The organism is Mesorhizobium sp. NPDC059054, assembly GCF_042739215.1.
Lineage (GTDB): Bacteria > Pseudomonadota > Alphaproteobacteria > Rhizobiales > Rhizobiaceae > Mesorhizobium.
Genome location: NZ_JBHYHV010000002.1, coordinates 1,117,078 through 1,140,782 on the forward strand (window position 1 = coordinate 1,117,078; position 23,705 = coordinate 1,140,782).

General features: G+C 60.8%; 26 protein-coding genes. 21 read left to right on the top strand and 5 right to left on the bottom strand.

What is annotated here, in order from left to right; genetic code table 11:
• Positions 1-4 precede the first annotated feature (4 nt).
• The 4 genes from clpA to ACFWXH_RS13195 all read left to right on the top strand — a co-directional run bounded on the left by clpA (position 5) and on the right by ACFWXH_RS13195 (position 4,429).
• Complete coding sequence (gene clpA / locus ACFWXH_RS13180; protein ID WP_379120764.1) at positions 5-2,470, top strand: ATP-dependent Clp protease ATP-binding subunit ClpA; 2,466 nt, start codon at positions 5-7, stop codon at positions 2,468-2,470.
• Between the two features lie 76 nt (positions 2,471-2,546).
• On the top strand, positions 2,547-3,176 hold the full coding sequence (locus ACFWXH_RS13185; RefSeq protein WP_379120766.1) for a chloramphenicol phosphotransferase CPT family protein: 630 nt from the start codon (positions 2,547-2,549) through the stop codon (positions 3,174-3,176).
• A 168-nt stretch (positions 3,177-3,344) separates the two neighbouring features.
• Positions 3,345-4,082, top strand: a complete 738-nt coding sequence (locus ACFWXH_RS13190; RefSeq protein ID WP_054310903.1) for an AzlC family ABC transporter permease — start codon at positions 3,345-3,347, stop codon at positions 4,080-4,082.
• Complete coding sequence (locus ACFWXH_RS13195) at positions 4,079-4,429, top strand: AzlD domain-containing protein (protein ID WP_054311214.1); 351 nt, start codon at positions 4,079-4,081, stop codon at positions 4,427-4,429. Before ACFWXH_RS13190 ends, ACFWXH_RS13195 begins: the two co-directional genes overlap by 4 nt.
• 6 nt (positions 4,430-4,435) lie before the next feature.
• Here ACFWXH_RS13195 and ACFWXH_RS13200 read toward each other — a convergent pair whose 3' ends face one another.
• Complete coding sequence (locus ACFWXH_RS13200; protein ID WP_379120770.1) at positions 4,436-4,858, bottom strand: HIT family protein; 423 nt, start codon at positions 4,856-4,858, stop codon at positions 4,436-4,438.
• A 78-nt stretch (positions 4,859-4,936) separates the two neighbouring features.
• Between ACFWXH_RS13200 and ACFWXH_RS13205 the strand changes: the two genes are divergently transcribed.
• The gene (locus ACFWXH_RS13205) at positions 4,937-5,269 is read left to right on the top strand and encodes a DMT family transporter (protein WP_379120952.1); all 333 of its coding nucleotides are present in this window, start codon (positions 4,937-4,939) and stop codon (positions 5,267-5,269) included.
• Here the strand turns inward: ACFWXH_RS13205 and ACFWXH_RS13210 are convergent.
• The 3 genes from ACFWXH_RS13210 to ACFWXH_RS13220 are packed head-to-tail and all read right to left on the bottom strand — an operon-like array spanning position 5,238 to position 7,739.
• Positions 5,238-6,491, bottom strand: a complete 1,254-nt coding sequence (locus ACFWXH_RS13210; protein WP_379120772.1) for a GNAT family N-acetyltransferase — start codon at positions 6,489-6,491, stop codon at positions 5,238-5,240. The genes ACFWXH_RS13205 and ACFWXH_RS13210 overlap by 32 nt on opposite strands.
• A gap of 42 nt (positions 6,492-6,533) precedes the next feature.
• Positions 6,534-7,262: a glycerophosphodiester phosphodiesterase gene (locus ACFWXH_RS13215; protein WP_054310899.1), complete on the bottom strand. Its 729-nt coding sequence runs from the start codon at positions 7,260-7,262 to the stop codon at positions 6,534-6,536.
• Between the two features lie 12 nt (positions 7,263-7,274).
• Positions 7,275-7,739, bottom strand: a complete 465-nt coding sequence (locus ACFWXH_RS13220) for a RidA family protein (RefSeq protein WP_054310898.1) — start codon at positions 7,737-7,739, stop codon at positions 7,275-7,277.
• Between the two features lie 136 nt (positions 7,740-7,875).
• Here ACFWXH_RS13220 and ACFWXH_RS13225 point away from each other — a divergent pair, with 136 nt between their 5' ends.
• The 5 genes from ACFWXH_RS13225 to tsf all read left to right on the top strand — a co-directional run bounded on the left by ACFWXH_RS13225 (position 7,876) and on the right by tsf (position 11,665).
• Positions 7,876-8,709: a cell envelope integrity EipB family protein gene (locus ACFWXH_RS13225; RefSeq protein WP_379120775.1), complete on the top strand. Its 834-nt coding sequence runs from the start codon at positions 7,876-7,878 to the stop codon at positions 8,707-8,709.
• Between the two features lie 19 nt (positions 8,710-8,728).
• Positions 8,729-9,007, top strand: a complete 279-nt coding sequence (locus ACFWXH_RS13230) for a DUF4031 domain-containing protein (RefSeq protein ID WP_379120777.1) — start codon at positions 8,729-8,731, stop codon at positions 9,005-9,007.
• Complete coding sequence (locus tag ACFWXH_RS13235) at positions 9,004-9,615, top strand: LysE family translocator (RefSeq protein ID WP_379120779.1); 612 nt, start codon at positions 9,004-9,006, stop codon at positions 9,613-9,615. Before ACFWXH_RS13230 ends, ACFWXH_RS13235 begins: the two co-directional genes overlap by 4 nt.
• Before the next feature lie 209 nt (positions 9,616-9,824).
• Positions 9,825-10,625: a 30S ribosomal protein S2 gene (gene rpsB, locus ACFWXH_RS13240; RefSeq protein WP_379120781.1), complete on the top strand. Its 801-nt coding sequence runs from the start codon at positions 9,825-9,827 to the stop codon at positions 10,623-10,625.
• Positions 10,626-10,744: 119 nt separating this feature from the next.
• Positions 10,745-11,665 (top strand): translation elongation factor Ts, encoded by a 921-nt coding sequence (gene tsf, locus ACFWXH_RS13245; RefSeq protein ID WP_379120783.1) that lies wholly within the window; start codon positions 10,745-10,747, stop codon positions 11,663-11,665.
• An 18-nt stretch (positions 11,666-11,683) separates the two neighbouring features.
• Here the strand turns inward: tsf and ACFWXH_RS13250 are convergent, their stop codons facing one another.
• Entirely contained in the window at positions 11,684-12,613 is a 930-nt protein-coding gene (locus tag ACFWXH_RS13250) for a LysR family transcriptional regulator (RefSeq protein WP_379120785.1), read from the bottom strand.
• Positions 12,614-12,710: 97 nt separating this feature from the next.
• Here ACFWXH_RS13250 and ACFWXH_RS13255 point away from each other — a divergent pair, with 97 nt between their 5' ends.
• The 11 genes from ACFWXH_RS13255 (at position 12,711) to fabZ (ending at position 23,700) form a co-directional block, all read left to right on the top strand.
• Complete coding sequence (locus ACFWXH_RS13255) at positions 12,711-13,442, top strand: SDR family oxidoreductase (RefSeq protein ID WP_379120787.1); 732 nt, start codon at positions 12,711-12,713, stop codon at positions 13,440-13,442.
• 53 nt (positions 13,443-13,495) lie between these two features.
• Entirely contained in the window at positions 13,496-14,035 is a 540-nt protein-coding gene (locus tag ACFWXH_RS13260) for a nuclear transport factor 2 family protein (RefSeq protein ID WP_379120789.1), read from the top strand.
• Positions 14,036-14,081: 46 nt separating this feature from the next.
• Positions 14,082-15,188, top strand: coding sequence for an aldo/keto reductase (locus ACFWXH_RS13265; RefSeq protein ID WP_379120791.1), 1,107 nt, complete (start codon positions 14,082-14,084; stop codon positions 15,186-15,188).
• Positions 15,189-15,347: 159 nt separating this feature from the next.
• A complete protein-coding gene (pyrH, locus tag ACFWXH_RS13270; RefSeq protein WP_054310889.1) occupies positions 15,348-16,070 on the top strand; it encodes a UMP kinase in 723 nt (240 codons plus the stop codon).
• 55 nt (positions 16,071-16,125) lie between these two features.
• Positions 16,126-16,680 (top strand): ribosome recycling factor, encoded by a 555-nt coding sequence (gene frr / locus ACFWXH_RS13275; RefSeq protein ID WP_054310888.1) that lies wholly within the window; start codon positions 16,126-16,128, stop codon positions 16,678-16,680.
• 31 nt (positions 16,681-16,711) lie between these two features.
• Positions 16,712-17,431, top strand: coding sequence for an isoprenyl transferase (locus tag ACFWXH_RS13280; protein ID WP_379120793.1), 720 nt, complete (start codon positions 16,712-16,714; stop codon positions 17,429-17,431).
• On the top strand, positions 17,428-18,255 hold the full coding sequence (locus tag ACFWXH_RS13285) for a phosphatidate cytidylyltransferase (protein WP_379120795.1): 828 nt from the start codon (positions 17,428-17,430) through the stop codon (positions 18,253-18,255). Before ACFWXH_RS13280 ends, ACFWXH_RS13285 begins: the two co-directional genes overlap by 4 nt.
• A gap of 97 nt (positions 18,256-18,352) precedes the next feature.
• Positions 18,353-19,495, top strand: coding sequence for an RIP metalloprotease RseP (rseP, locus tag ACFWXH_RS13290; RefSeq protein ID WP_054310886.1), 1,143 nt, complete (start codon positions 18,353-18,355; stop codon positions 19,493-19,495).
• A 220-nt stretch (positions 19,496-19,715) separates the two neighbouring features.
• Positions 19,716-22,109: an outer membrane protein assembly factor BamA gene (gene bamA, locus ACFWXH_RS13295; protein ID WP_379120797.1), complete on the top strand. Its 2,394-nt coding sequence runs from the start codon at positions 19,716-19,718 to the stop codon at positions 22,107-22,109.
• A gap of 75 nt (positions 22,110-22,184) precedes the next feature.
• Positions 22,185-23,237: a UDP-3-O-(3-hydroxymyristoyl)glucosamine N-acyltransferase gene (gene lpxD, locus ACFWXH_RS13300; RefSeq protein WP_054310884.1), complete on the top strand. Its 1,053-nt coding sequence runs from the start codon at positions 22,185-22,187 to the stop codon at positions 23,235-23,237.
• Positions 23,230-23,700 carry a 3-hydroxyacyl-ACP dehydratase FabZ gene (fabZ, locus tag ACFWXH_RS13305; protein WP_379120799.1) on the top strand — a complete coding sequence of 157 codons (471 nt, stop codon included), beginning with the start codon at positions 23,230-23,232 and terminating at the stop codon, positions 23,698-23,700. Before lpxD ends, fabZ begins: the two co-directional genes overlap by 8 nt.
• The last annotated feature ends 5 nt before the right edge of the window (positions 23,701-23,705 follow it).

Sequence of the window (23,705 nt, forward strand, 5' to 3'; positions counted from 1 at the left end):
TAACATGCCGGCTTTCTCCCAGGGCCTGGAAAAGGCGCTTCATCAGGCGCTGACCTTCGCCAACGAACGTCACCACGAATATGCGACGCTCGAACATCTTCTGCTGGCCCTGATCGACGACAATGAGGCGGCAGCGGTGATGCGCGCCTGCAATGTCGATCTGGACGAGTTGAAGCAGACCGTTCTGACTTATATCGATACCGAGCTCGACAATCTCGTCACCGGTTACGATGAGGATTCCAAGCCGACGGCGGGTTTTCAACGCGTCATCCAGCGTGCCGTGATCCATGTGCAATCATCGGGCCGTGAGGAAGTCTCCGGCGCCAATGTGCTCGTGGCCATCTTCGCGGAACGCGAGAGCCACGCTGCCTATTTCCTGCAGGAACAGCAGATGACCCGTTACGACGCGGTCAACTACATCTCGCACGGTATCGCCAAGCGCCCTGGCTCATCGGAAAGCCGGTCGCCGCGTGGCGCCGAGGACGAGCAGAGCGGCACTAATGGTGCCGAGCAGCAGGAAGAGGGTGGCAAGAAGAAGCAGCAGGACGCGCTGACTGCCTACTGTGTCAACCTCAACAACAAAGCCAAGGCAGGCCGCATCGATCCGCTGATCGGCCGTGCGTCTGAAATCAACCGCACCATCCAGGTGCTGTGCCGCCGTTCCAAGAACAATCCGCTCTACGTCGGTGACCCTGGCGTCGGCAAGACGGCGATCGCCGAGGGCCTCGCCAAGCGCATCGTCGAAGGTGACGTGCCGGAAGTGCTGTCGGATGCCACTATCTTCGCACTCGACATGGGCACGCTGCTGGCCGGAACGCGCTATCGCGGCGATTTCGAGGAGCGTCTGAAGCAGGTCGTCAAGGAGCTTGAGGACTATCCGGGCGCTATCCTGTTCATCGACGAGATCCATACGGTGATCGGTGCCGGCGCCACCTCGGGTGGTGCCATGGATGCTTCGAACCTGCTCAAGCCTGCGCTGTCGTCCGGAGCGATTCGTTGCATCGGCTCAACGACTTACAAGGAATTCCGCCAGTTCTTCGAGAAGGATCGCGCGCTCGTTCGCCGGTTCCAGAAGATCGACGTCAACGAGCCGACGGTCGAGGATGCCATCGAGATCATGAAGGGTCTGAAGCCCTATTTCGAGGAATTCCACAAGGTCAAGTACACGACCGATGCGATCAAGGCTTCGGTCGAGCTTTCGGCTCGCTACATCAACGACCGCAAGCTGCCGGACAAGGCGATCGACGTGATCGACGAAACCGGCGCCTCACAGATGTTGCTGCCCGAAGGCAAGCGCAAGAAGACGATCGGAATCAAGGAGATCGAGGCGACCATCGCCACCATGGCACGTATCCCGCCGAAGACGGTTTCCGCCGACGATGAGAAGGTGCTTGCCGGACTCGATGTCGAATTGAAGCGTGTCGTCTATGGCCAGGATACGGCGATCACCGCGCTCACTTCCGCGATCAAGCTGGCGCGTGCCGGCCTGCGCGAACCGGAGAAGCCGATCGGCTCCTACCTGTTCTCGGGTCCGACTGGCGTCGGCAAGACCGAAGTGGCCAAGCAGCTCGCGGCCTCGCTCGGCGTCGAACTGCTGCGCTTCGACATGTCGGAATATATGGAGCGCCATACGGTCTCGCGGTTGATCGGCGCGCCTCCGGGTTATGTCGGATTCGATCAGGGCGGCCTGCTCACCGACGGCGTCGACCAGCATCCGCACTGCGTGCTGCTGCTCGATGAAGTGGAAAAGGCGCACCCGGACCTGTTCAACATCCTGTTGCAGGTGATGGACCACGGCAAGCTGACCGACCACAACGGCAAGCAGATCGACTTCCGTAACGTGATCCTGATCATGACAACGAACGCAGGCGCGGCGGATGCGCAGCGCGCGGCGATCGGCTTCGGCTCGACCAAACGTGAAGGCGACGATGTCGAGGCGATCAACCGGCTGTTCACACCGGAGTTCCGTAACCGTCTCGATGCCATCATCCCGTTCGGCTCGCTGCCCGTACCTGTGGTGCATCAGGTGGTGCAGAAGTTCGTCATGCAGCTGGAGGCGCAGCTTTCAGAGCGTGGGGTCACTTTCGATCTGTCGCCGGAAGCGATCGCCTGGCTGGCCGACAAGGGCTATGACGAGCGCATGGGCGCGCGTCCACTTGGCCGTATCATCCAGGAACACATCAAGAAGCCACTGGCAGACGAGGTGTTGTTCGGCAAGTTGAAACACGGTGGTACGGTGCGCGTCAGTGTCGAGAAGAAGGAGACCGGCGAGGCTGGTCTCAAGCTGGAAACGCTGGCCGACGAGACACCGGTGAAGCCGAAAAAGGAACCGGAAGAGAACGCGCCCAAGCCACGCAAGGCGGCGGCCAAGAAGGCCACTGCCAAGAAGGCCGTCGCTTCCAAGCAGGTGCCTAAGGGCAAGGACGGCGGCAAGCGCAGCCTGGTGCCGCAATTGCCGCGCAAGAACTGACGGCTGTCGCTGGTGAACCGCCGACAAAAAAGCCCCGGCGACGGGGCTTTTTCATTTGTAGCGGAGGCGAAAGACCATGGGTTTGGGTCGGATCGTTATCTTGAACGGCGCTCCACGATCGGGAAAGTCGAGCATCGTGCGGGCGGTTCAGGAAATTTTCGATGGCGCCTGGATGAATCTTGGCGTCGATGTCTATGAGCCTGTCACGCCGCCGCGCTATCGCCCTGGCATCGGTCTCAGACCCGGCGGCGAACGTCCGGATCTGGAGACGATGGTTCCGACATTCTATGCGGCGCTGTACGAAACAATCGCCGCGCACAGCCGGCTGGGCTTGAACGTTGTGGCCGACACGGGACATCACGCCTCTTACTCCAAATCGTTGAATATCCTCCCCGATTGCGCACGGCGCCTCGAAGGACTGCCGGTTCTGTTCGTCGGCGTCAGATGCCCGTTGGAGGAAATCATGAGACGTCGCGGTCTTTCTGAGCCGGGTCGGGAAGGCCGGTATCTCAGCGGCACCGTCGACGATCCTTTTCCGCTTCCGGTACGGCGATGGCAGCAGGAAGTGCACGAGCCGGGAATCTACGACCTGGAAGTCGACACATCGGCGCTTACGCCTGGGGAATGCGCCCAAGTGATCCGTGAGCGGCTGGATCGGAACTCACGCCGGCCAAATGCGTTCGAGAAGCTCGCGGCAAAAGCGTAGCAAACGCGAAGAGCCCACGGGTCGGCTATCGGTCCGCCGGCCTGCTTTGCCGAATGCAAAAATATTGACGCTACGCGCGTGCTTACAGGATTTCCTGGATCAACGGAAAGGCGGCATGCACCTTTCGCCATGGTCGCATCACAGGGCAGCCCATGCTATGGCCGAGGCATGTCGACCTCGATCTCCGACACGACGCTGCCCCGTTCGATCTGGTTCCTGCGCGGCGTTCGCGCTGCTTTTTCCCTTCCTGGGTTGATCCTTGTCAGCTCTTTCGTCGGCTTCGCCGCATTGGCGAAAGATGCCGGAGTCACGGTGGCGCAGGCTGCCTTCATGACGGGCATTGTCTGGGCACTGCCATCGATGGTCGTGCTCGTGGGCGCCATCGTATCGGGAGTGGCGTTGCCAGCCGCAATGTTTGCTGTGACGCTGTCGGCCATCCGCCTGATGCCGATGGTGATGGCGCTTGTGCCCGAGATGCGCGCCGACAGAACCCGGCCGTGGGTACTCTATCTGCTCTCGCATTTCGTAGCCGTGACCTCCTGGGTGCTGGCCATGGAACGCCTGAAGCACATTCCACGCGATAAGCGTACGATCTTTTATGCCGGCCTCGGTGGCATGCTGGTGACGGCGAACATCATTGTCGTCGTCACCTTCTACGCGGTGGCGGATGCGCTGCCTTTCGCCATTTCGGCGGCGTTGCTGATGCTGACGCCGATGTATTTCCTGACCTCGCTATGGGGTTCTGCCCGCGAGCGGGCAGGGCACATGGCGATGGCTTTCGGCGTTGGTCTCGGGCCGCTCTTTCACGTGTTGCTGCCGCAATTCGATCTCTTGGCGGCCGGACTGGTCGGCGGCACGGCAGCCTATGGGTGGCACCTGTGGCGCCGCCGGGTGCACGCGGCATGAGCTATTTTTCCAGCGGCACTTGGTGGTGGCCCTATCTGTTCATTCTTGCAGCCGGTTTCGCCGCCACCGATGTCTGGCGCTTCCTCGGTGTCTATCTCGGCGGCAAGCTTTCCGAAGACTCCGACCTTCTGGTGCTGGTCCGCACCATGGCGACGGCACTTGTCGCGGCCGTCATCGGCAATCTGATCGTCTTTCCCGGTGGCGCGCTCGCGCACACCTCGCTTGTCTTGCGCATCGCTGCAGCGGCCTTGGGATTCGCTGCCTATCTGGTGTCGGGCAAACGCATGGTCGCTGGCATCGTTGTGGCCGAACTTCTGCTGGTGGCGGGGCTCTATCTGAGGCTTTGATTCGGTTCAGCTGGCCAGCGCTGCCTTGATCTTGTCGGCATTCGCGGCGAGCACGTCAGGCTTTTCCATCTCGCCACTGTGCGGCTTAAGCGGCACGCCGTCGAAGCGCGGAATGACGTGCACATGCAGGTGGTATACGGTCTGACCCGAGGCCGGCTCATTAAATTGCATGATGGTGACGCCGTCGGCAGCGAAGGCTTTCTTCACGGCTTGCGCGACCTTCTGGACGACGGCAAAAAGCGGAGCGAATGTCGCTGGGTCGGCATCGAGCAGGTTGCGCGATGGCGCACGCGGAACGACCAGGGTGTGGCCCTTGCCTTGGGGCATGACATCCATGAAAGCGATCACGGCATCATCTTCATAGACACGGTGCGAGGGAATCTCCCCGCGCAACAACTTGGCGAAGATGTTGGTATCGTCGTAGCTCATGATGTGCCTCTCGTGCTCTCTGGCCGGTCAGGGTATTCATCGCGCAGGTTGCACGAAATCAGGCCCCGGAAAAGCATGTTGCGGAACTATCTCTATCTCATCGTGGCGATCCTGTTCGAGGTGGTTGCGACCACGGCGCTCAAGGAAACGCAAGGATTTACCAGGCTCGGACCATCGCTGGTCTCGGTGGCCGGCTACGCGCTTGCCTTCTATTTCCTGTCGCTGCCGCTGCGCACCATGCCGGTGGGCATCGTCTATGCGCTGTGGTGCGGCGCCGGCATTGTGCTGATCACCGCCATCGGCTGGATCTGGTTTCGCCAGGCGCTCGACATGCCCGCGCTCATCGGCATGGGACTGATCATGGCTGGCGTGGTGGTGATCAACCTGTTTTCTCGGACCGTGGTTCACTGAGACAAGCTTCGTCGACCGCTGTCTCGCCTTTGCGGAAAGGCGTGTGCTCGGCGAGATAGTCACTCATCGACGCCACTTCGCGGCGTTCGCGTACGAGATAATCGGCGACGGCGCGCCTGAGGCCGGGGTGTGCGATGTAGTGTGCTGAATGCACCGTTACTGGCCGATAGCCGCGCGCCAGCTTGTGGTCACCCTGGGCGCCAGCCTCCACGACCCGTAATTTCCTCTCGATCGCAAAATCGATGGCCTGATGGTAGCAGACTTCGAAATGCAGGAAGGGATGGTCCTCGATGCAGCCCCAGTTGCGGCCGTAGAGCGTATCGGAGCCGATGAAGTTGATGGCTCCGGCAATGTAGCGGCCGTTGCGTTTGGCCATGACGAGCAGGACGTCGTTGGCCATGCGCTCGCCAATCAGCGAAAAGAAGTGGCGGTTGAGATAGGGCCGACCCCATTTGCGGCTGCCGGTATCCATGTAGAAGGCGAAGAAATTGTCCCAGACTCGCTCGGTGATGTCCTTGCCCGTCAACCGCTCGATGGTGATGCCGGCACCAAGCGCTTCGCGACGCTCCTTCTTCAGCGCCTTGCGCTTGCGGGATGCCAACGTAGCCAGGAAATCATCATAGTTGCCATAGGCTTCGTTGAAAAAGTGAAACTGCTGATCGGTGCGGTGCAGGAAACCGGCAGCTTCGAGCGTGGCGATATCATCCTCATCTGCGAAGGTGACGTGCGATGACGATACGCCGAGCCGCTCGGTGACGAGTTTCAGTCCCGCAGCCAGCGCCGCTTTCACGGTGCCGGCATCTTCGCCGTTCGAGACGAGCAGGCGAGGGCCTGTGGCGGGCGTGAACGGAACCGAACATTGCAGCTTGGGATAATAGCGGCCGCCGGCGCGCTCGAAGGCGTCAGCCCAACCGTGGTCGAAAACATATTCGCCCTGGCTGTGTGATTTTACATAGCAGGGAACGGCGCCGAGCAGCCTGCCGTCGGCCGCTTCGAGCCTGAGATGATGACCCTGCCAGCCGGTACGCGAAACTGCACAGTTGGACTCTTCCAGAGAGTTCAGAAAATCAAATGAAACGAACGGGTTGTAGTCAGTTTCCGATGCTTTTGTCGTGCCGGCAAGACCATCCCATTCCTCACGGGTGAAGGCGTCGATGCTGGCGGCTATGCGCACGGCATAGCCTGCCCCTTCCAGTTCCCTCACATCGTCGCCCTGGTCCATGGCCTGTTACTTATGGTCCTTTGGAGCGCGTGCAAGATGGTGTCAGGCGACACGTACGGGATCAGGCTCGAATCCTTCGAATGTCATCTGGTCGGCATATTTGAAGGTGAGGTCGATTGCCGGTTGGTCGCGGATGGTCCAGGTGATGACCGGCATGCCGAGCTTTTCCCGTACGAAGGAGACGAAGCGGTTGGGCAGGTCGCCGGCGGCATAGGAGGTAAAGACAATGCCGTGCGCCAGCATGGAAAAATGCGCCTCGGTCTCGTGGTTTCCTGTGCCATAGGCGGTCAAGCCGCCGGGAATACCGGGCGCCTCTGTCTCGAATTCACGGATCAGCCAGTGATCGAACGACATGATGGCAACCTGGCCTTCGTAGCGCCTGAGCAGACGCCCGACTGCCTTGACCAGCCCGGCGTCATGTCCAGGCGTGCCCTTGATCTCGATGACGAGCGGAACGCGCCCGTCAACGAGGTCAAGCAATTCACGCAGCGTTGGCGGATGATCGTCAGTGCCGCCGACACGCAGTTGCGCCATCTCCGCAGCCGTCCGCTGCCAAACGAAACCCTCGGTGCCGGTCAGCCGGCGCAGATCGTCATCATGGATGACGATCGGCACTCCGTCGGCGGAAAGATGCACGTCGCACTCGATGGCATAGCCACGCTCGATCGCAGCGGAGAATGCGGAAAGCGTGTTCTCCCAACACTTGTCGTTGAGATCATGAAAGCCGCGATGCGCGATCGGTCGGGCGGTCAACCAGGAAATGTCGGTCATGACGGGGTCGGCCTATTCGACTTCCAGGATCGCTTCGATTTCGACGGGGGCATTAAGCGGCAGCGACGCACTGCCGACTGCGGAGCGAGCATGCTTGCCTTTTTCACCGAGCGCGGTCGCCAGCAGATCGGAAGCGCCGTTGGCGACAAGGTGCTGTTCAACGAAGTTGGGCGCCGAGGCGACGAATACAGTGATCTTGACGACGCGGCGGATCTTTTCGAGGTCGCCGAGTGCGGCCTTGGCCTGTGCGAGGATGTTGACCGCGCAATATTTCGCGGCTTCCTGACCAGCGGCAACGTCGACATCGCGGCCGAGGAGGCCGGTAGCGGTAAGCTTGCCATCCTTCAATGGCAACTGACCGGAGGTCAGCAGAAGATTGCCGCTGCGGGCAAACGGAACATAATTGGCGACTGGCACTGCGGGCACCGGCAAGGTGATGCCGATCTCGCTTAGCCGCTTTTCGATTGTTTCGCCCATGGTAATTCCCTATTGCTTGAAGGTGTTGCGTCGGTTGGGTCGAAACTGCATTGTTTGACACGCTTCCGCCACGACTTTTTGTGATGTGGATCATCTTTTGCGGTTCGACTGACAGCCGCGACCACCGGAGCTGCCCATGCGCGTGACGCGCCTTATCGCCAGTGCTTTTCTGCTCTCTACCGCTCTGCCTGCCGCTCCCGCATTTGCTGCGCCGCTGCTGCAGCCGCACCGAGCCGTCTATGACCTCGCCTTGGACAAAGCTTCCGATCGGTCAGGCATCACCGGCCTTTCGGGGCGCATGGTCTACGAATTCAACGGCTCGCCTTGCGAGGGCTATACGGTCAAGTTCCGGTTCGTGACCCAGATCGCGACAAACGACAACAACACGCGCCTTACCGACCAGCAGACGACGACCTTCGAGGACGCTCAGGGCAAGACCTTTTCCTTCGTGACGAAATCCTTCGTCGACCAGTCGATGGACAAGGAAGTGAAGGGCACTGCAACCAAGGAGCCCAAGGATCTCAAGGTCGAATTGGACAAGCCGGACAAGAAAACGCTGGAGCTGACATCAACCCAGTTCCCGACCCAGCATCTGGTGGAACTGATCGGCAAGGCCGAGAGGGGCGAGACCTTCTACGAAACCAGCCTTTATGATGGCTCCGACACTGCCGACAAGGTGATGACCACAACCGTGGTGGTCGGAAAGCCGGCGCCGGCGGCGAAGGACGATCCCGAGTTTTCGGCGCTCGCCAAGTTCAGCAAGGACAAGTACTGGCCGGTCGACATCGCCTATTTCGACCAGACCGACAAGGCGGATGGAGAAGAACTGCCGTCCTACCGCATCTCCTTCAAACTGCACGAGAACGGGCTGACGCGGGATCTCACCATGGATTACGGCGATTTCTCGATGACCGGCAAACTGGTCAATCTGTCGCTGTTCGACGCGCCGCAGAAGCCCTGCAAGCAATAGCGGCGCTGCTGCCTGTTCGATGGCGATCTATGTCGACGCGGCGATCTGGAAATGGGCTGGCCATCGCTGGTGCCATCTGCTTGCTGACGACGTCGATGAATTGCACGGTTTCGCAGCCCGGCTCGCCGTGAAGCGTTCTTCCTACCAGGGGCCGCCGAAGACATCGGCGCCGCATTACGATATCACCGGGTTCGAGCGCGATCGCGCGGTGCGGCTTGGCGCCATCGAATGCAGCCGCGAAGAGATCGTCGCCGTGTTCCGGCGTGTTCGGGTCAAGAACGGGAAGGTGAGGACATGACGCTGACGGCCTTCCTTGCCTATTGCACCGCGGTTGTTCTGGCGGCGATGACGCCGGGGCCTGCGATGTTCGCCGTGATCACCAATGGCGTCTCGCGCGGTTTCGGGCGTGCCTTCATGGCCGGTCTCGGCGTAGCGGCGGGCGACGCAGTGCTGGTTACGCTGGCGCTGCTCGGGCTTGTCACTCTGGTGCAGACTTTCGAATGGATCTTCCTGATCCTGAAATATGCCGGCGCGGCATATCTGATCTATCTCGGCGTCAAGATGTGGCGCTCCGCTGCGGCCAGCGCCGAAGAGGGCGGCAAGAATGAGGCCAGGTTCGCCCGTTCCTTCGTGCTCGGTGCGTCGATCGCGCTCGGCAATCCCAAAGCGATCCTGTTTCACGCCTCGATCATGCCGCTGATCCTCGATCTCAATGCGATGACCTTCGTCGATGGCGTTGTGGTGGTCGCGGTCGTGGTTTCGGCCAACATCCTGACCATGGGTTTCTACGCGGCATTGTCGGGCCGCGCCTCACGCTGGTTCCGCGTACCTTCGCGCATGCGGCTGATGAACCGCGTGGCCGGAGGCGCCATGATCGGCACAGGCGCCTTTATCGCCGCGCGGTAGCAGGCGAACAACCAGCAGGCTTGCTTTTGCGCTGCAACACGGTTATAGGCGCGACCATTCCACACACGGGCTTTGGTGTCTGTCCGGGAGAAATCCGGCTGAAACCTCCGGTGGCGGCTCAGGTAAACCCCGAAGAGCAATGCGCTTTCGATCCGGTTTTCCAGAAACCGTCAAATGCCCGTGGAGGTCAACCGGAAAGGAACTAGACAATGGCTCTGCCAGATTTCAGCATGCGCCAGCTTCTCGAAGCTGGTTCGCACTTCGGCCACCAGACTCACCGCTGGAACCCGAAGATGGCGCCTTACATTTACGGCGCCCGCAACAACATCCACATCATCGACCTGTCGCAGACGGTTCCGCTGCTGCACCAGGCATTGAAGCAGGTTTCCGACACTGTTGCCCGTGGCGGCCGTGTGCTGTTCGTCGGCACCAAGCGCCAGGCCTCCGACATCGTTGCCGATGCGGCGCAGCGTTCGGCACAATATTACGTCAACTCGCGTTGGCTCGGCGGCATGCTGACCAACTGGAAGACGATTTCGAACTCGATCCAGCGCCTGCGCAAGCTCGATGAGCTGCTCGCCGGCGGCGAGGCCCAGGGCTTCACCAAGAAGGAGCGCCTGAACCTGGACCGCGAGCGCGAGAAGCTGAACAAGGCTCTCGGCGGCATCAAGGACATGGGCTCGACACCGGACCTGATGTTCGTGATCGATACCAACAAGGAAGCGAACGCCATTCTCGAGGCCAAGCGCCTCGGCATTCCGGTCGTCGCCATCATCGATTCGAACTGCGATCCGGACAAGATCGACTTCCCGATTCCGGGCAACGATGACGCCGCCCGCGCTATCCAGCTCTATTGCGACCTGATCGCCAAAGCCGCCATCGACGGTATCGCCCGTCAGCAGGGCGCACTGGGTGTCGACATCGGCGCCGCCGCTGAAGCTCCGAGCGAGCCTGTTCTCAGCGAAACCCCGGCCAACGAGACACCGGCCGGCGAGGCCCCGCAAGCATAAGGGCGAAGGCCGCTTCAGGCCTTCATCAATTTCATATCTTGGCGCGCTAAGCGCCTGAACGCGGCGCATCATCGAAGACTCGATGGTGCGCCAGCCTATTGCGAAACAAAGAGGCGACAATGAGCATTTCAGCAGCACAGGTCAAAGAACTGCGCGACCTCACCGGCGCGGGCATGATGGACTGCAAGGCGGCCCTGGCCGAAACCAACGGCGACATGGAAGCAGCGGTCGACTGGCTGCGTAAGAAGGGTATCGCCAAGGCCGACAAGAAGGCAGGCCGCACCGCAGCCGAAGGTCTGATCGGTGTCGACGCCGGCGTGCGTGAAGCCGCAATCGTCGAAGTCAATTCCGAGACGGATTTCGTTGCCCGCAACGATGCCTTCCAGGAGATCGTCGCCAAGGTCGCCAAGGTCGCTCTGGCCTATGGCAAGACCGACGCCGTTGCCGCTGCCAAGTATCCGGGTTCCGACAAGTCCGTCACCGACACCATCAAGGATGCGGTCGGCACCATCGGCGAGAATCTCGGCTTCCGTCGTTCGGACAAGCTGACGGTCTCTGAAGGTGCTGTTGCGACCTATATCCACAATGCGGTTGCCGACAATCTCGGCAAGCTCGGCGTGCTGGTTGCCATCGAGACCGCCGGTGACGCGCACAAGGCCAGCGCCTTCGCACGCCAGGTCGCGATGCACGTTGCGGCCACCAACCCGCTGTCGCTTGATGTCGACGCGCTGGACCAGGCCGCCGTGGAGCGTGAACGCGCGATCTTCTCCGACCAGGCCCGCGCCTCGGGCAAGCCGGAAAACGTCATCGAAAAGATGATCGAAGGCCGCCTGCGCAAGTTCTACGAGGAAGTCGTGCTCCTGAAGCAGGCCTTCGTGCTGAACCCGGACCTGACGGTCGAGCAGGCACTGAAGGCTGCTGAAAAGGAAATCGGCGCTCCGGCCAAAATCACTGCCTATCTGCGTTTCGCGCTCGGCGAAGGCATCGAGAAGGAAGAGAGCGATTTCGCCGCCGAGGTCGCAGCAGCGGTCAAGAAGTAAAAGCTCCAGGCTTACTTTCTAGGTCTCTGATCGGCCGGGTGTCCGCGAGGATACCCGGCCGATTTCTTGCGCGGTGTCGATGAAGGCACGCAGCTTCGGCGCCATCGAGGCGCGGCGCGGAAAATAGAGGAAGAGGCCGGGTTCCTCGATGGATGTCTCCGGCAAGACCTCCACCAGCCTTCCGGCGGCGATATCGGCCCGAAGAAGCGGTTCGAAGGCGTAAGCCAGGCCAATGCCGGCGAGCGCAAGGTCGCGCGCCGACATCGGGTCGCTGACGATTGCGGTGCCGCGTGTTGCAACGCTGATATCTTTGCCATCCTCCGAGAGGTCCCAGCGGTACAACGCGCCGGAGCGCAACAGGCGATAGCCGATGCAGTTGTGATCGGAGAGATCACCGACGCTCTTCGGTCTGCCGTTCCGGCCGATATAGGCGGGCGAGGCGACAATGGCGGTGCGGAAGGGCGGTGTCAGGCGCACAGTGACCATATCCTGCGCGATCATCTCGCCGAGGCGCACGCCTGCATCGAAACCTTCTCCGACGATGTCGGTCAGCCGCTCGTCGGCGAATATCTCGACTGTCACATCTGGATAGCGCTCCGCCATCGCGGTCAGCACAGGGAGCAGCGCCAGCGTCAAGGCCACGCGCGAGGTGTTGAGCCTGAGCAGACCACTGGCGCGGCCCTTGACCGCCCGGATGCGCTCCATGCGCTCGGCAATATCCTCCAGCGCCGGTTCGGCTGTGGCAACCAGGGCCCGTCCTGCTTCCGTCAGCGCGACGGAGCGCGTGGTGCGGGCAAACAGTGGCTGTCCGATCCGTTCCTCGACCAGCCGCACCGCGTGGCTGACCGCCGATGGGCTCATGCCTAGCTCCGCCGCTGCGGGGGCAAAGCCGCCGCGCCGCGCAACGGCGACGATGACGGGTAGATGGCTGAGCAGATCGCGATCCATTCATGAATGATATCGCATAATGACTGCCAATAAAGCGACATTATCAATCGATCTTCGAGTCTCCATCTTGAGCGTCATCATCAAGCAGGAGCAGCCAATGTCGACGCAATTCCAAGGAAAGACCGCGATCGTGACCGGAAGCTCGCGTGGCATTGGTCGCGCGATCGCGGAACGGCTGGCCGATGGCGGCGCAGCGGTTGTCATCAACTATCTCGAGAGCGAAAGGCGTGCGCAAGAAGTCGTCAACGGTATCGAGGCGAGGGGCGGAAAGGCAATCGCGGTTCGAGCCGATATGTCGAAGCTCGCCGAGATCCGCCGCATGTTTGATGAAGCCGAGGCCGCTTTCGGAAAGCTGGATATCGTTGTTGCGAATGCTGCTACGGCTATCGTCAAGCCGCTTATCGACAGCTCGGAGGAAGACTACGACCGGGTGTTCGACACCAACGCGAAGGGTGTCTTCTTCATCCTGAAGGAGGCGGCGAAACGGCTACGCGACGGCGGGCGCATCGTGGTCACCTCGACCGGTGGCACAAAAATGTTCTTTAGCCAGACCTCGCTGTATCTCGGCAGCAAGGGGGCGGTGGAACAGTTCGTGCGGGTGCTGTCGCGCGAATTGGGACCGCGCAACATCACCGTGAACGCTGTTTCGCCGGGCTTTACCGACACCGAGCTCCTGCCGGAACGGGATCGTGCCGTCGCGGCAGGCATGTCTGCCTTCGACCGCATCGGCAGCCCGAAGGAGGTTGCCGAAGTTGCCGCATTCCTGGCCAGCAACGCGGCGCGCTGGGTGACTGGCCAGAACGTTGGTGCGGGCGGCGGCGTTTTCTGAATTCCCCGATCGACAACGCCAATTGAACGAACGATCCGAATGGAGGAAAGACGATGAACACTTTGACGCGCCTAGCACTTTATGCGGCCGTGACCGCTGCTCCGGACATGGGTGGTGTTGCAGCGGCCGAAACTTCAAACGCAGAACTGCAGAGGCTTGTCGACGAGCGTGCCTTGATCCGCATCGTTGACCAGATCGACCGCGCCGTGGACGCGCAAGATTGGACACGCGCGCGCGGCTATTTCGCCGAACGGGTGCGGGTCGACTTCAGCTCGTTGAGCGGCCAGCCCGAAGCCATGATCCCGGCTGACGACCTGATCGCCGGCTGGGCCGGAAATCTGAAAGGCAACAAGACCAGCCTGCACCTGCGCACCAACCATGACATCGCCATCGATGGCGACCGTGCTTCGGTGAAGTCGAACGGCTACGCCTGGAATCGCATGGAAGGCAATGGTGACCCCCTGTGGGAAGTGTGGGGGACCTACACGGCGGAGATGGCGCGCGGGAGCGGCGGCTGGGAAGTCGACGCCTTCGCCTTCCACAAGACCCATGAGCGCGGCAACGATTGGGTGAAGACCACGCCCGGTCGGTGAACCTCACCGCTCTCAACACGACGCCTTGGACTTCAGGAGACTTCCAATGACCATGACCTATTACACGCTTGGCAACAGCGGCCTCAAAGTGAGTCGGCTGGCGCTCGGCACCATGACCTTCGGCACCGAGTGGGGCTGGGGCGCCGACAAGGCGGTTGCGCGGGTGCTGTTCGATGCCTATGTCGATGCTGGCGGCAATTTCTTCGACACGGCCGACGCCTATACTGGCGGCACGTCCGAGACCTGGCTTGGTGAGTTCATCGCCGAGAGGGGACTGCGCGACAAAGCTGTCATTTCGACCAAGTTCAGCATGAACCTGGAAGGGCCGGACCCCAACACCGGCGGCAATGGCCGCAAAAACATCGTGCGGGCGCTCGACGCTTCGCTGAAAAGGCTCGGCACCGACTTTGTCGACCTCTACATTCTGCATTGCTGGGACCGGCTCACACCGCCGGAAGAAGTCATGCGTACGCTGGACGATCTGGTGCGCGCCGGCAAGATTCGTCATATCGGTCTGTCCGACGTGCCTGCGTGGTATGCCAGCCGCGCGCAGGCAGTTGCCGAATTTCGTGGCTATGAGCCGATTTCGACGCTGCAGCTCGAATACTCGCTGGTCGAGCGCAACATCGAGCATGAATTTGTGCCGTTCGGCACCCGGCATGGTGCGGGCATCATGGTGTGGAGCCCTCTGGGCAGTGGGTTGCTCAGCGGCAAATACCATGCCGGCGACGCAAACAAGGTAAGCGGTCGTCTCGAAACGGTACGCGGCACAACCAATCCCGGCTTCATGAAATTCAACGAGCGCAACTGGACCATCGTCGCCGAACTCGAAAAAGTTTCGGCCGAGCTCGGCAAGAGCATGGCGCAGGTGGCGCTGAACTGGGTGTCGACGCAACCCGGCGTGGCGTCCATCATCATCGGCGCGACCAAGGTCGAGCAGCTGCACGACAATCTCGGTGCGCTGGATTTCGAAATCCCGGCCGAATTGCGGGTGAAGCTCGACCTCGTCAGTCGCCCTGCCACCCCATTTCCGTATTCCTTCTTCGGATCGGAAATCCAGGGCGGCATCACAGGCGGCGCCACGGTTGGCGGCAAGCCCGCGGGCTACCATCCGGATGTCCTGGTAGAGGGAACATACGCCGGCGTCCGTTGAGGACAGCGGCTGAGGCCTGTCAACAGGTCCATACCATTGCGCGGCCGCGGCGTGACATGGCCGCGCCCTTCGTGTATCGGGGGCAGCACATCGCCAACCTGCACGGGACAGCGCCGGCTTCGCCCGGGACCATCCCGCGACATGACCCCAGGGGATCCAATGACAACCAAACCGCTCTATCGACGTGTCCTGTTGAAAGCGTCGGGCGAGGCGCTGATGGGCGAACAGCATTTCGGCATCGATGTGTCAGTGGTCGACCGTATCGCGTCCGACATCGCCGAAGCCAGGGCGCTCGGCGTCGAAGTCGGCGTGGTCATCGGTGGAGGCAATATCTTCCGCGGCGTGGCCGTCGCGTCCAAGGGGGGCGACCGGGTGACCGGAGACCACATGGGCATGCTTGCCACGATCATCAATTCGCTGGCGTTGCGCACTTCGCTCAACAAGATCGGTGTCGATGCGGTAGTGCTTTCGGCGATCGCCATGCCGGAACTCTGCGAAAGCTTCTCGCAACGCCAGGCGACCGCCTACATGAACCAAGGCAAGGTGGTGATCTTTGCTGGCGGCACCGGCAATCCCTTCTTCACCACCGATTCGGCGGCGGCACTGCGTGCGGCAGAAATCGGCGCCGATGCGCTGTTCAAGGGCACGCAGGTGGACGGTGTCTATTCCGCCGATCCCAAGAAGGACCCGACGGCGACCCGTTTTGACCGTATCACCCATGCCGAAGTCATCAATAAGGGCCTTTCAATCATGGATACGGCCGCGATTGCGCTTGCGCGGGAAAACAACATTCCGATAATCGTCTATTCGATCCACGAAAAGGGCGGTTTCGGCGAGATATTGAAGGGCGGCGGCCACTGCACGGTGGTTGCTGACAATTGAAAACAGGGCGCAGCCCTGACGCAAGTGGCCCGGACAGCGGGCCGGGGAGACGACAATGAGTGGCGACTACAACGATCTGAAGCGGCGCATGGACGGGGCGATCGCCGCTTTCAAACATGACCTTGCTTCGCTTCGTACGGGGCGTGCGTCCTCCAATCTGCTCGATGCCGTGAACGTCCAGGCGTATGGCTCGGCGATGCCTATCAACCAGGTTGCGACCATTTCAGTACCGGAGCCGCGCATGATTTCGGTGTCGGTGTGGGACAAATCGATGGTCGGCGCGGTTGACCGGGCCATCCGCGAATCCAATCTTGGTTTCAATCCGATCGTCGACGGTACCAACCTGCGCATCCCGCTACCCGAACTCAACGAGCAGCGCCGCAAGGAATTGGTCAAGATTTCGCACGGTTATGCCGAAAACGCCCGCGTCGCTGTCCGTCATGTGCGTCGCGACGGCATGGATTACCTGAAGAAGGCGGAAAAGGACGGCGATATCAGCGAGGATGATCATCGCAAGGATTCCGATCTCGTGCAGAAGCTGACTGACGAGACGATCACCACCATTGACCGGCTGCTTTCCGAGAAGGAAGCCGAGATCATGCAGGTTTAGGCTCGGCCACGGCCGACGCGAAAGCAGAACCATGGCAACGCCCGCGCATGTCGCGATCATCATGGATGGGAACGGACGCTGGGCCAAGGCGCGCGGTCTTCCGCGCGTTGCGGGCCATCGTGCCGGTGTGGAGGCCGTGCGCCGCACCGTAAAGGCGGCTCCCGATCTTGGTATTTCATATCTCACGCTTTATGCGTTCTCCTCGGAGAATTGGTCGCGGCCAAAGTCCGAGGTTTCGGACCTCATGGGGCTGCTGAAACTGTTCATCCGTCGCGATCTCGCAGAATTGCATCAGAATGGCGTACGGGTCAGGATCCTTGGCGATCGCGCCAGCCTGCAACCGGACATTCGTAACCTGCTCGAAGAGGCGGAGACACTGACAGCGGGCAATTCGAAGCTGACACTGCTGATTGCCTTCAACTACGGCAGCCGCGACGAGATCGTACGTGCGGCGCGCAAGCTGGCCGCCGCGGCCGCCCGCGGTGAGATTGCGCCCGATGAGATCGACGCCGACAGTTTCGCCGCGCGCCTGGACACGGCAGACATACCGGATCCGGAACTGATCATCCGCACCAGCGGTGAAATGAGGCTTTCGAATTTCCTGCTGTGGCAGGCTGCCTATAGCGAGCTTGTTTTCCTGCCGTGCTACTGGCCGGATTTCAGTCGCGAGCATCTGGCCGATGCCATTCGCGACTTCGGCGGACGCGAGCGCCGTTTTGGCGGTCTAGCAGCACAAGATGTTGCCTCATGAGCGCTGGGCTCAGCAACCTCCAAATTCGGGTCATATCCGCGGTAGTGCTCGGTGTCGCCGTACTGGCGCTGACCTGGTTCGGCGCCTTGCCGTTCCGGCTTCTTGCGGCAGTGATCGCCGGCGCGATCTTCTATGAATGGACCCATATGGCTCGCGCCGGTCGCGCAAGCCGGCTCGGCTTTGTCCCAGAAGCCTTGATGCTGATCTTTGTGGGCGTGCTCATCGCAGGCTTGTCGGCTTTGACGACGGCCGCCATCCTGGCGCTGTTGGTCGCCATCGCTGTCATCGGCGTCGCGATGCGCGGGGCGGGGCAATGGGATGCTGCCGGTCTCGCCTATGCCGGCCTTTCCGGCTTTGCGCTGGCGTTTCTGCGCGATAGCGACTGGTCGGGCCTTGCCGCCATGCTTTTCCTGTTCGCTGTGGTCTGGGCGACCGACATCTTTGCCTATTTTGTTGGAAAGGCCGTCGGCGGGCCAAAGCTCGCGCCGGCGATATCGCCGGGCAAGACGCGGAGCGGCGCACTGGGCGGAGCGGTTTTCGGCGTCGCTGCGGGAGTTCTGGTTGCGGTGGTGCTCGGCCTGCCCAATCTCGCTACACTCGCGCTCGTGGCGCTGGTGCTGTCAATCGTCGCCCAGGCCGGTGATCTGTTCGAATCCTGGATCAAGCGCCGGCATGGCGCCAAGGATTCCAGCGCGATCATTCCAGGACATGGTGGTGTGATGGATCGGGTCGACGGGCTTGTGGCCGCCGCCGCAGCGCTGTACCTGATTGGTTGGATGACGGGGTCGGCCGACCATCCGGCGCAGGGGCTGTTTCCAGTCTGAAATTTCAACGTGCACCATGCATGGGTGCCACGGATTTGCCTGGATTGGTGTCACATTTGCGATGCGAGACCAAAGGCCGGGACATTGAGGACGTGAATTGAACGAGTTTCTTCCCGCGCTGTTGAGTACCCAGGGCTTCGTGCTCGGCACGCTGGTGCCGTTCCTGTTCGTTTTGACCGTCGTGGTGTTCGTACATGAGATGGGCCACTATCTCGTCGGCCGTTGGTGCGGCATCGGCGTGCGTGCTTTCTCTGTCGGTTTCGGCCCGGAATTGCTCGGCTTCACGGACCGTCGTGGCACGCGCTGGAAGCTATGCGCCATTCCGCTCGGCGGCTATGTGAAATTCGTTGGAGACATGAATGTCACGTCGAGCCAGCCCGGCGAGGAGGATATTGAAAAGCTCAGCGACAGCGAGCGCAAGGTTGCCTTCCACACCCAGCCTGTCTGGAAACGCGCGGCAACCGTGTTTGCCGGGCCGCTGTTCAATTTCCTTTTGACCATTGCCGTATTTGCCGTGCTGTTCATGACTTTCGGCCGTTCCGTGCTTGAACCGGCCGTGGCAGAGGTTCGCCCCGGCAGCCCGGCTGCGGAGGCCGGTATCCTGCCTGGCGACCGGTTCGTCAGCATCGACGGCGCGAAAGTCGAGAGTTTTGCCGATGTGCAGCGCCTCGTTTCGGGCAGGGCGGGTGATGCCATCACCTTCGTGATGCTGCGCGACGGCCAGGACATCAGCGTCGTGGCTACGCCGCAATTGTCCGAACAGGAAGATGCGCTCGGCAACAAGGTCAAGATCGCCGTGATCGGAGTGACCACCAACAAGGAGGTCGGCCAGCCCAGGCACATCACCTATTCGCCGGGTGGCGCAGTCGTCGCGGCCGTGCAGGCGACCGGCCAGATCATCGAGCGCACCGGCCTGTTCATGAAGCGTTTCGCGGTCGGGCGTGAGGATAAATGCCAACTGGGTGGCCCCGTTAAAATCGCTGGCATGGCGGGACAGGCCGCCAAGCTAGGCTTCGAGTGGCTAGTGCAACTTGCCGCATTGCTGTCTGTCGGGATAGGGATACTCAATCTCCTGCCGATTCCGCCACTGGACGGCGGTCATCTTCTCTTCTACGGGATCGAGGCTGTCATCCGGCGGCCGGTATCGGAGCGGATGATGGAGGCGGTTTATCGGACGGGAATGATTCTCGTCCTGGGGTTCATGGGTTTCGTGTTCTGGAACGATCTGTTTGGATGCTGAAATCATGAAGGAATTTAGCTCGTGGAGCGGCTTTGTTGAGGCGCCGTTTACCATGAGCAGGGATATGAGTGACGCGAAAGCCACGCTGGGAACGTAAGTAAATACAAATTAACCAGAAGCCTTGCGTGTAGGGAAAATCCGGTTAATACGGTACGGGAAAATGACCGCGACGTCCGGTTTTCTCGCCGTGGGGACTACGAGAAAAAGGTTTTATAGCCCGATGAAGGCAGCATCCAAGTTTCTGAGCGCCGCGTCCGCGGTGGCTTTGTCAGCCGCCCTGGTTGTTCCGGGTTCGCTCGCTGTTCAGTTTGTGTCCGTGTCTGCTGCCCACGCGGCTGTGGTGAGCCGTATCGATGTGAACGGCAACACACGCGTCGATGCCGAAACGATCCGGAACTATGTGAAGGTCAAGCCGGGCAAGTCGTTCTCGAACGCCGACATCGACGAAGCCGTGAAGGCTCTGTTCGGAACCGGACTGTTCTCGGATGTCCGTATCAATCAAGTCGGCTCGGCTCTGGTCATCAGCGTCTCCGAGTATCAGGTCGTCAATCAGGTCATCTTCCAGGGCAATAAGAAGATCAAGGATGCCCAGCTTGCGATGGGCGTGCAGCTGAAGCCGCGTTCTTCTTATTCGCAGGCCGCCGTCGACGCCGACATCGAGGCGATCAAGGAGGCTTATCGCCGTATTGGCCGCGACGACGCCGGGGTTACCAGCCAGATCATGGATCTCGGCGAAAATCGCGTGAACGTCGTCTACAACATCAATGAAGGCGAACGCACCAAGATCGTTTCCGTCAACTTTGTGGGCAACAAGGCTTTCTCGAGCCGCCGCCTGACCGACGTCATCGGCACCAAGAAGTCGAGCTGGCTATCGTTCATCCTGCGCGATGACGTGTTCGATCCGGATAAGCTCAAGGCCGACGAGGAACTGCTGCGTCGCTTCTATTACAACCGTGGCTATGCCGACTTCCAGGTCGTGTCCGCCACGGGCGACCTCGACAGCACCAACAACCAGTACAACGTCACGATCACCGTGGACGAAGGCGAGCGCTACGATTTCGGCGATATAAGCGTCGATAGCTCGATCCCGGAGGTCGATGCGCAGGCGCTGCAGTCGGTGGTCCAGACCTACAAGGGCGATACCTACAACGCCAAGAAGGTTGAGGATTCGATCATCGCGCTGACCGAACGGGTCGCTGGCCAAGGGTATGCCTTCGCGCAGGTGACGCCGCGTGGAGATCGTAATTTCGAAAACAAGACCATCTCGGTCACCTACACGATCGACCAGGGTGCCAAAGCCTATATCGAGCGTATCGAAATTCGAGGCAACGTCCGCACACGCGACTATGTGATTCGTCGTGAGTTCGACCTCAGCGAGGGTGATGCCTTCAACCAGGTGCTGGTGCAGCGCGCGAAAAAGCGCCTTGAAGGGCTTGATTATTTTGAGAAGGTCGACATTTCGACCCAGCCCGGTTCCGAGCCGGACCAGGTTGTTCTGGTTGTCGATCTGGTCGAGAAGTCGACCGGTGACTTCTCGGTTGGCGCCGGCTACTCGACCGGCGGCGAAACGCCCGGTCCGTCCGTGATGGGTTCCATCACCGAGCGCAACTTCCTTGGCCGCGGCCAATTCATCAAATTGTCGGCTGGCGGTGGTCGTCATTCGCGCGACTACAGCGTGTCGTTCACCGAGCCGTATTTCCTTGGCCGCCGCATCGCAGCCGGCTTCGATATTTTCCGTTCGACGCGCGAATACGATGCCTATGATTCGGAAACGACGGGTGCAACCATCCGTTTCGGTCTGCCGATCACGCAAAACCTGACGACGCAGCTCGCCTACAACATCTCGCAGGAGAAGTATAAGTACGACGACGGCTGTTTCGACTCGAACGGCATCTTCAACCCGAATCTGTGTAACGTGTCGCTCGCGATCCAGAACGCGATCACCGATCCGCTGACGGGTCAGCCGCGTGACGCATGGATCAAGTCGTCGGTCAGCGGTTCGTTGATCTACAACACCATCGACGACATGAAGAACCCACACTACGGCATCTATGCCAATGCCGGCGTGGAAGTGGCCGGTCTCGGCGGCGACGCCAAGTTCGTCAAGCTGACGGCGCGTGGTTCGATGTACCAGACGCTGTCCGAAGAGTTGGATATCGTCGGTGTCGTTTCCGGTGGCGCTGGCCATATCGCAAGCTATGGCGACAAGGAACTGCGCGTCTTTGACATGTTCCAGAACAACGACCGCATGATCCGCGGTTTCGAGTTCAACGGTATCGGTCCGGCTGCAGCGCGTCCTAGCGGTGGCTACGATCACCTCGGCGGCACGACCTACTTCAATGCGTCGGCCGAGGCGCAGTTCCCGTTGCCGCTCGTTCCAGAGAGTCTCGGTCTGCGCGGTGCCGTTTTCGCCGACGCTGCGACGCTGTATGGCAACGACGTCTTCGGTGTCGACAAGTCGACGACCGGTTCGGGCCTGCGCGCTTCGGCTGGTATCGGCCTGATGTGGGCTTCGCCGTTCGGTCCTCTGCGTATCGACTATGCGATCCCGCTCAAGAAGGAAGACACGGACGACGTCCAGGAATTCAACTTCGGCATATCGACCCGATTCTGATTTGCGAACCGTGGCGGCTTCCGGACTTCTCTGTCCGGGAGGCCAGGGTCTGATTTGGCTGGATACCGCTCAGGAATGACCGAACCGGTGTTTTTTGTGCCTTCGCGCCGGTTCACGGTGGCCGAAGTCGCGAATCTGACCGGTTCGGCTTTGCCCAATGAGGCATATGCCGAGACCGTCATCGAGACGATCGCGTCGGCCACTGACACCAACGACAAGGCCCTCGTCTTTGTGGATGGCAAGCGCAATGCCGGCCTCATGCCGACATTGAATGCTGCGGCTGTGCTTTGCTCGGCAGATATCGCCGACAAGGCGCCGGCCGGCGTCGCGGTGTTGATCAATCCGCGCCCGCAGCAGGCTTTCGCCATGGTTGGTCGGCTGTTGTATCCTGATGCTGCCACCCCGGTTGCGCTGACTTCCGAAACCGGTGTTTCGCGTCACGCCTTTGTCGATGATACCGCCCATGTCGAAAAAGGGGCCATTATCGAGGCGGGTGCCGTGATCGGCGCGGGCGCATATGTCGGCAGCGGCACCGTTGTCGCGCCTAACGCTGTTATCGGACGCAACTGCCATGTAGGCCGAGATGGTTATGTCGGCCCGGGAGCAAGTGTCCAATATGCCTTGGTCGGCAATCGTGTCATCATCCACGGCGGCGCTCGGATCGGGCAGGACGGTTTTGGCTTTGCCGGTGGCGCCAAAGGCCCCGAGCGTATGCCGCAGATCGGCCGCGTCATCATTCAGGACGACGTCGAGATTGGTTCCAACACCACGGTGGACCGCGGCGCCATGGCCGATACGGTGATCGGAGAAGCAACGAAAATCGACAATCTGGTCCAGATCGCCCACAATGTGCGCATCGGTCGAGGGTGCATCATTGCCGGCCATTGCGGTCTCTCCGGTTCCGTGACATTAGGCGATTATGTCATGCTGGGTGGTCGCGTCGGCATCGCCGACCACATCACCGTGGGCGACAGGGTACAGGTGGCCGCGTCCTCCGGCTTGATGTATGACATTCCCGCGGGCGAACGCTGGGCCGGCATGCCCGCGCAGCCGATGCGCGATTTCTTCCGGGAACTCTCGGCGATCCGTGCATTTACGAAGCATTCCAAGGGGGACAAGAATGGCTGATACGGCCGGTTCGACGCTCGAAGTCGTCGATCTGATCGGGCTGATGAAAATCCTGCCCCATCGTTATCCGTTCCTGATGATCGACCGCATAATCGATATCGATGGCGACAATTCCGCCATTGGCGTCAAGAACGTCACGGTCAACGAACCGCACTTCATGGGCCATTTTCCGGAACATCCAGTGATGCCGGGGGTGTTGATCCTGGAAGCGATGGCGCAGACCGCCGGCGCCATCTGTATCCGCGCCGCGGGTGCGGAAAAGCCGTCGCTCGTCTATCTCCTGACCATCGATGGCGCCAAGTTTCGCAAGCCCGTTGTTCCGGGCGACCAGCTGCTGATCCATGTGCGCAAGCTCAAGAAGCGCGGCAATCTTTTGAAATTCGCTTGCGAGGGCAAGGTCGATGGCGCGGTCGTCGCCGAGGCCGAGGTTCAGGCGATGATGGTCGAAAACGAACGGCCATAAGCTTT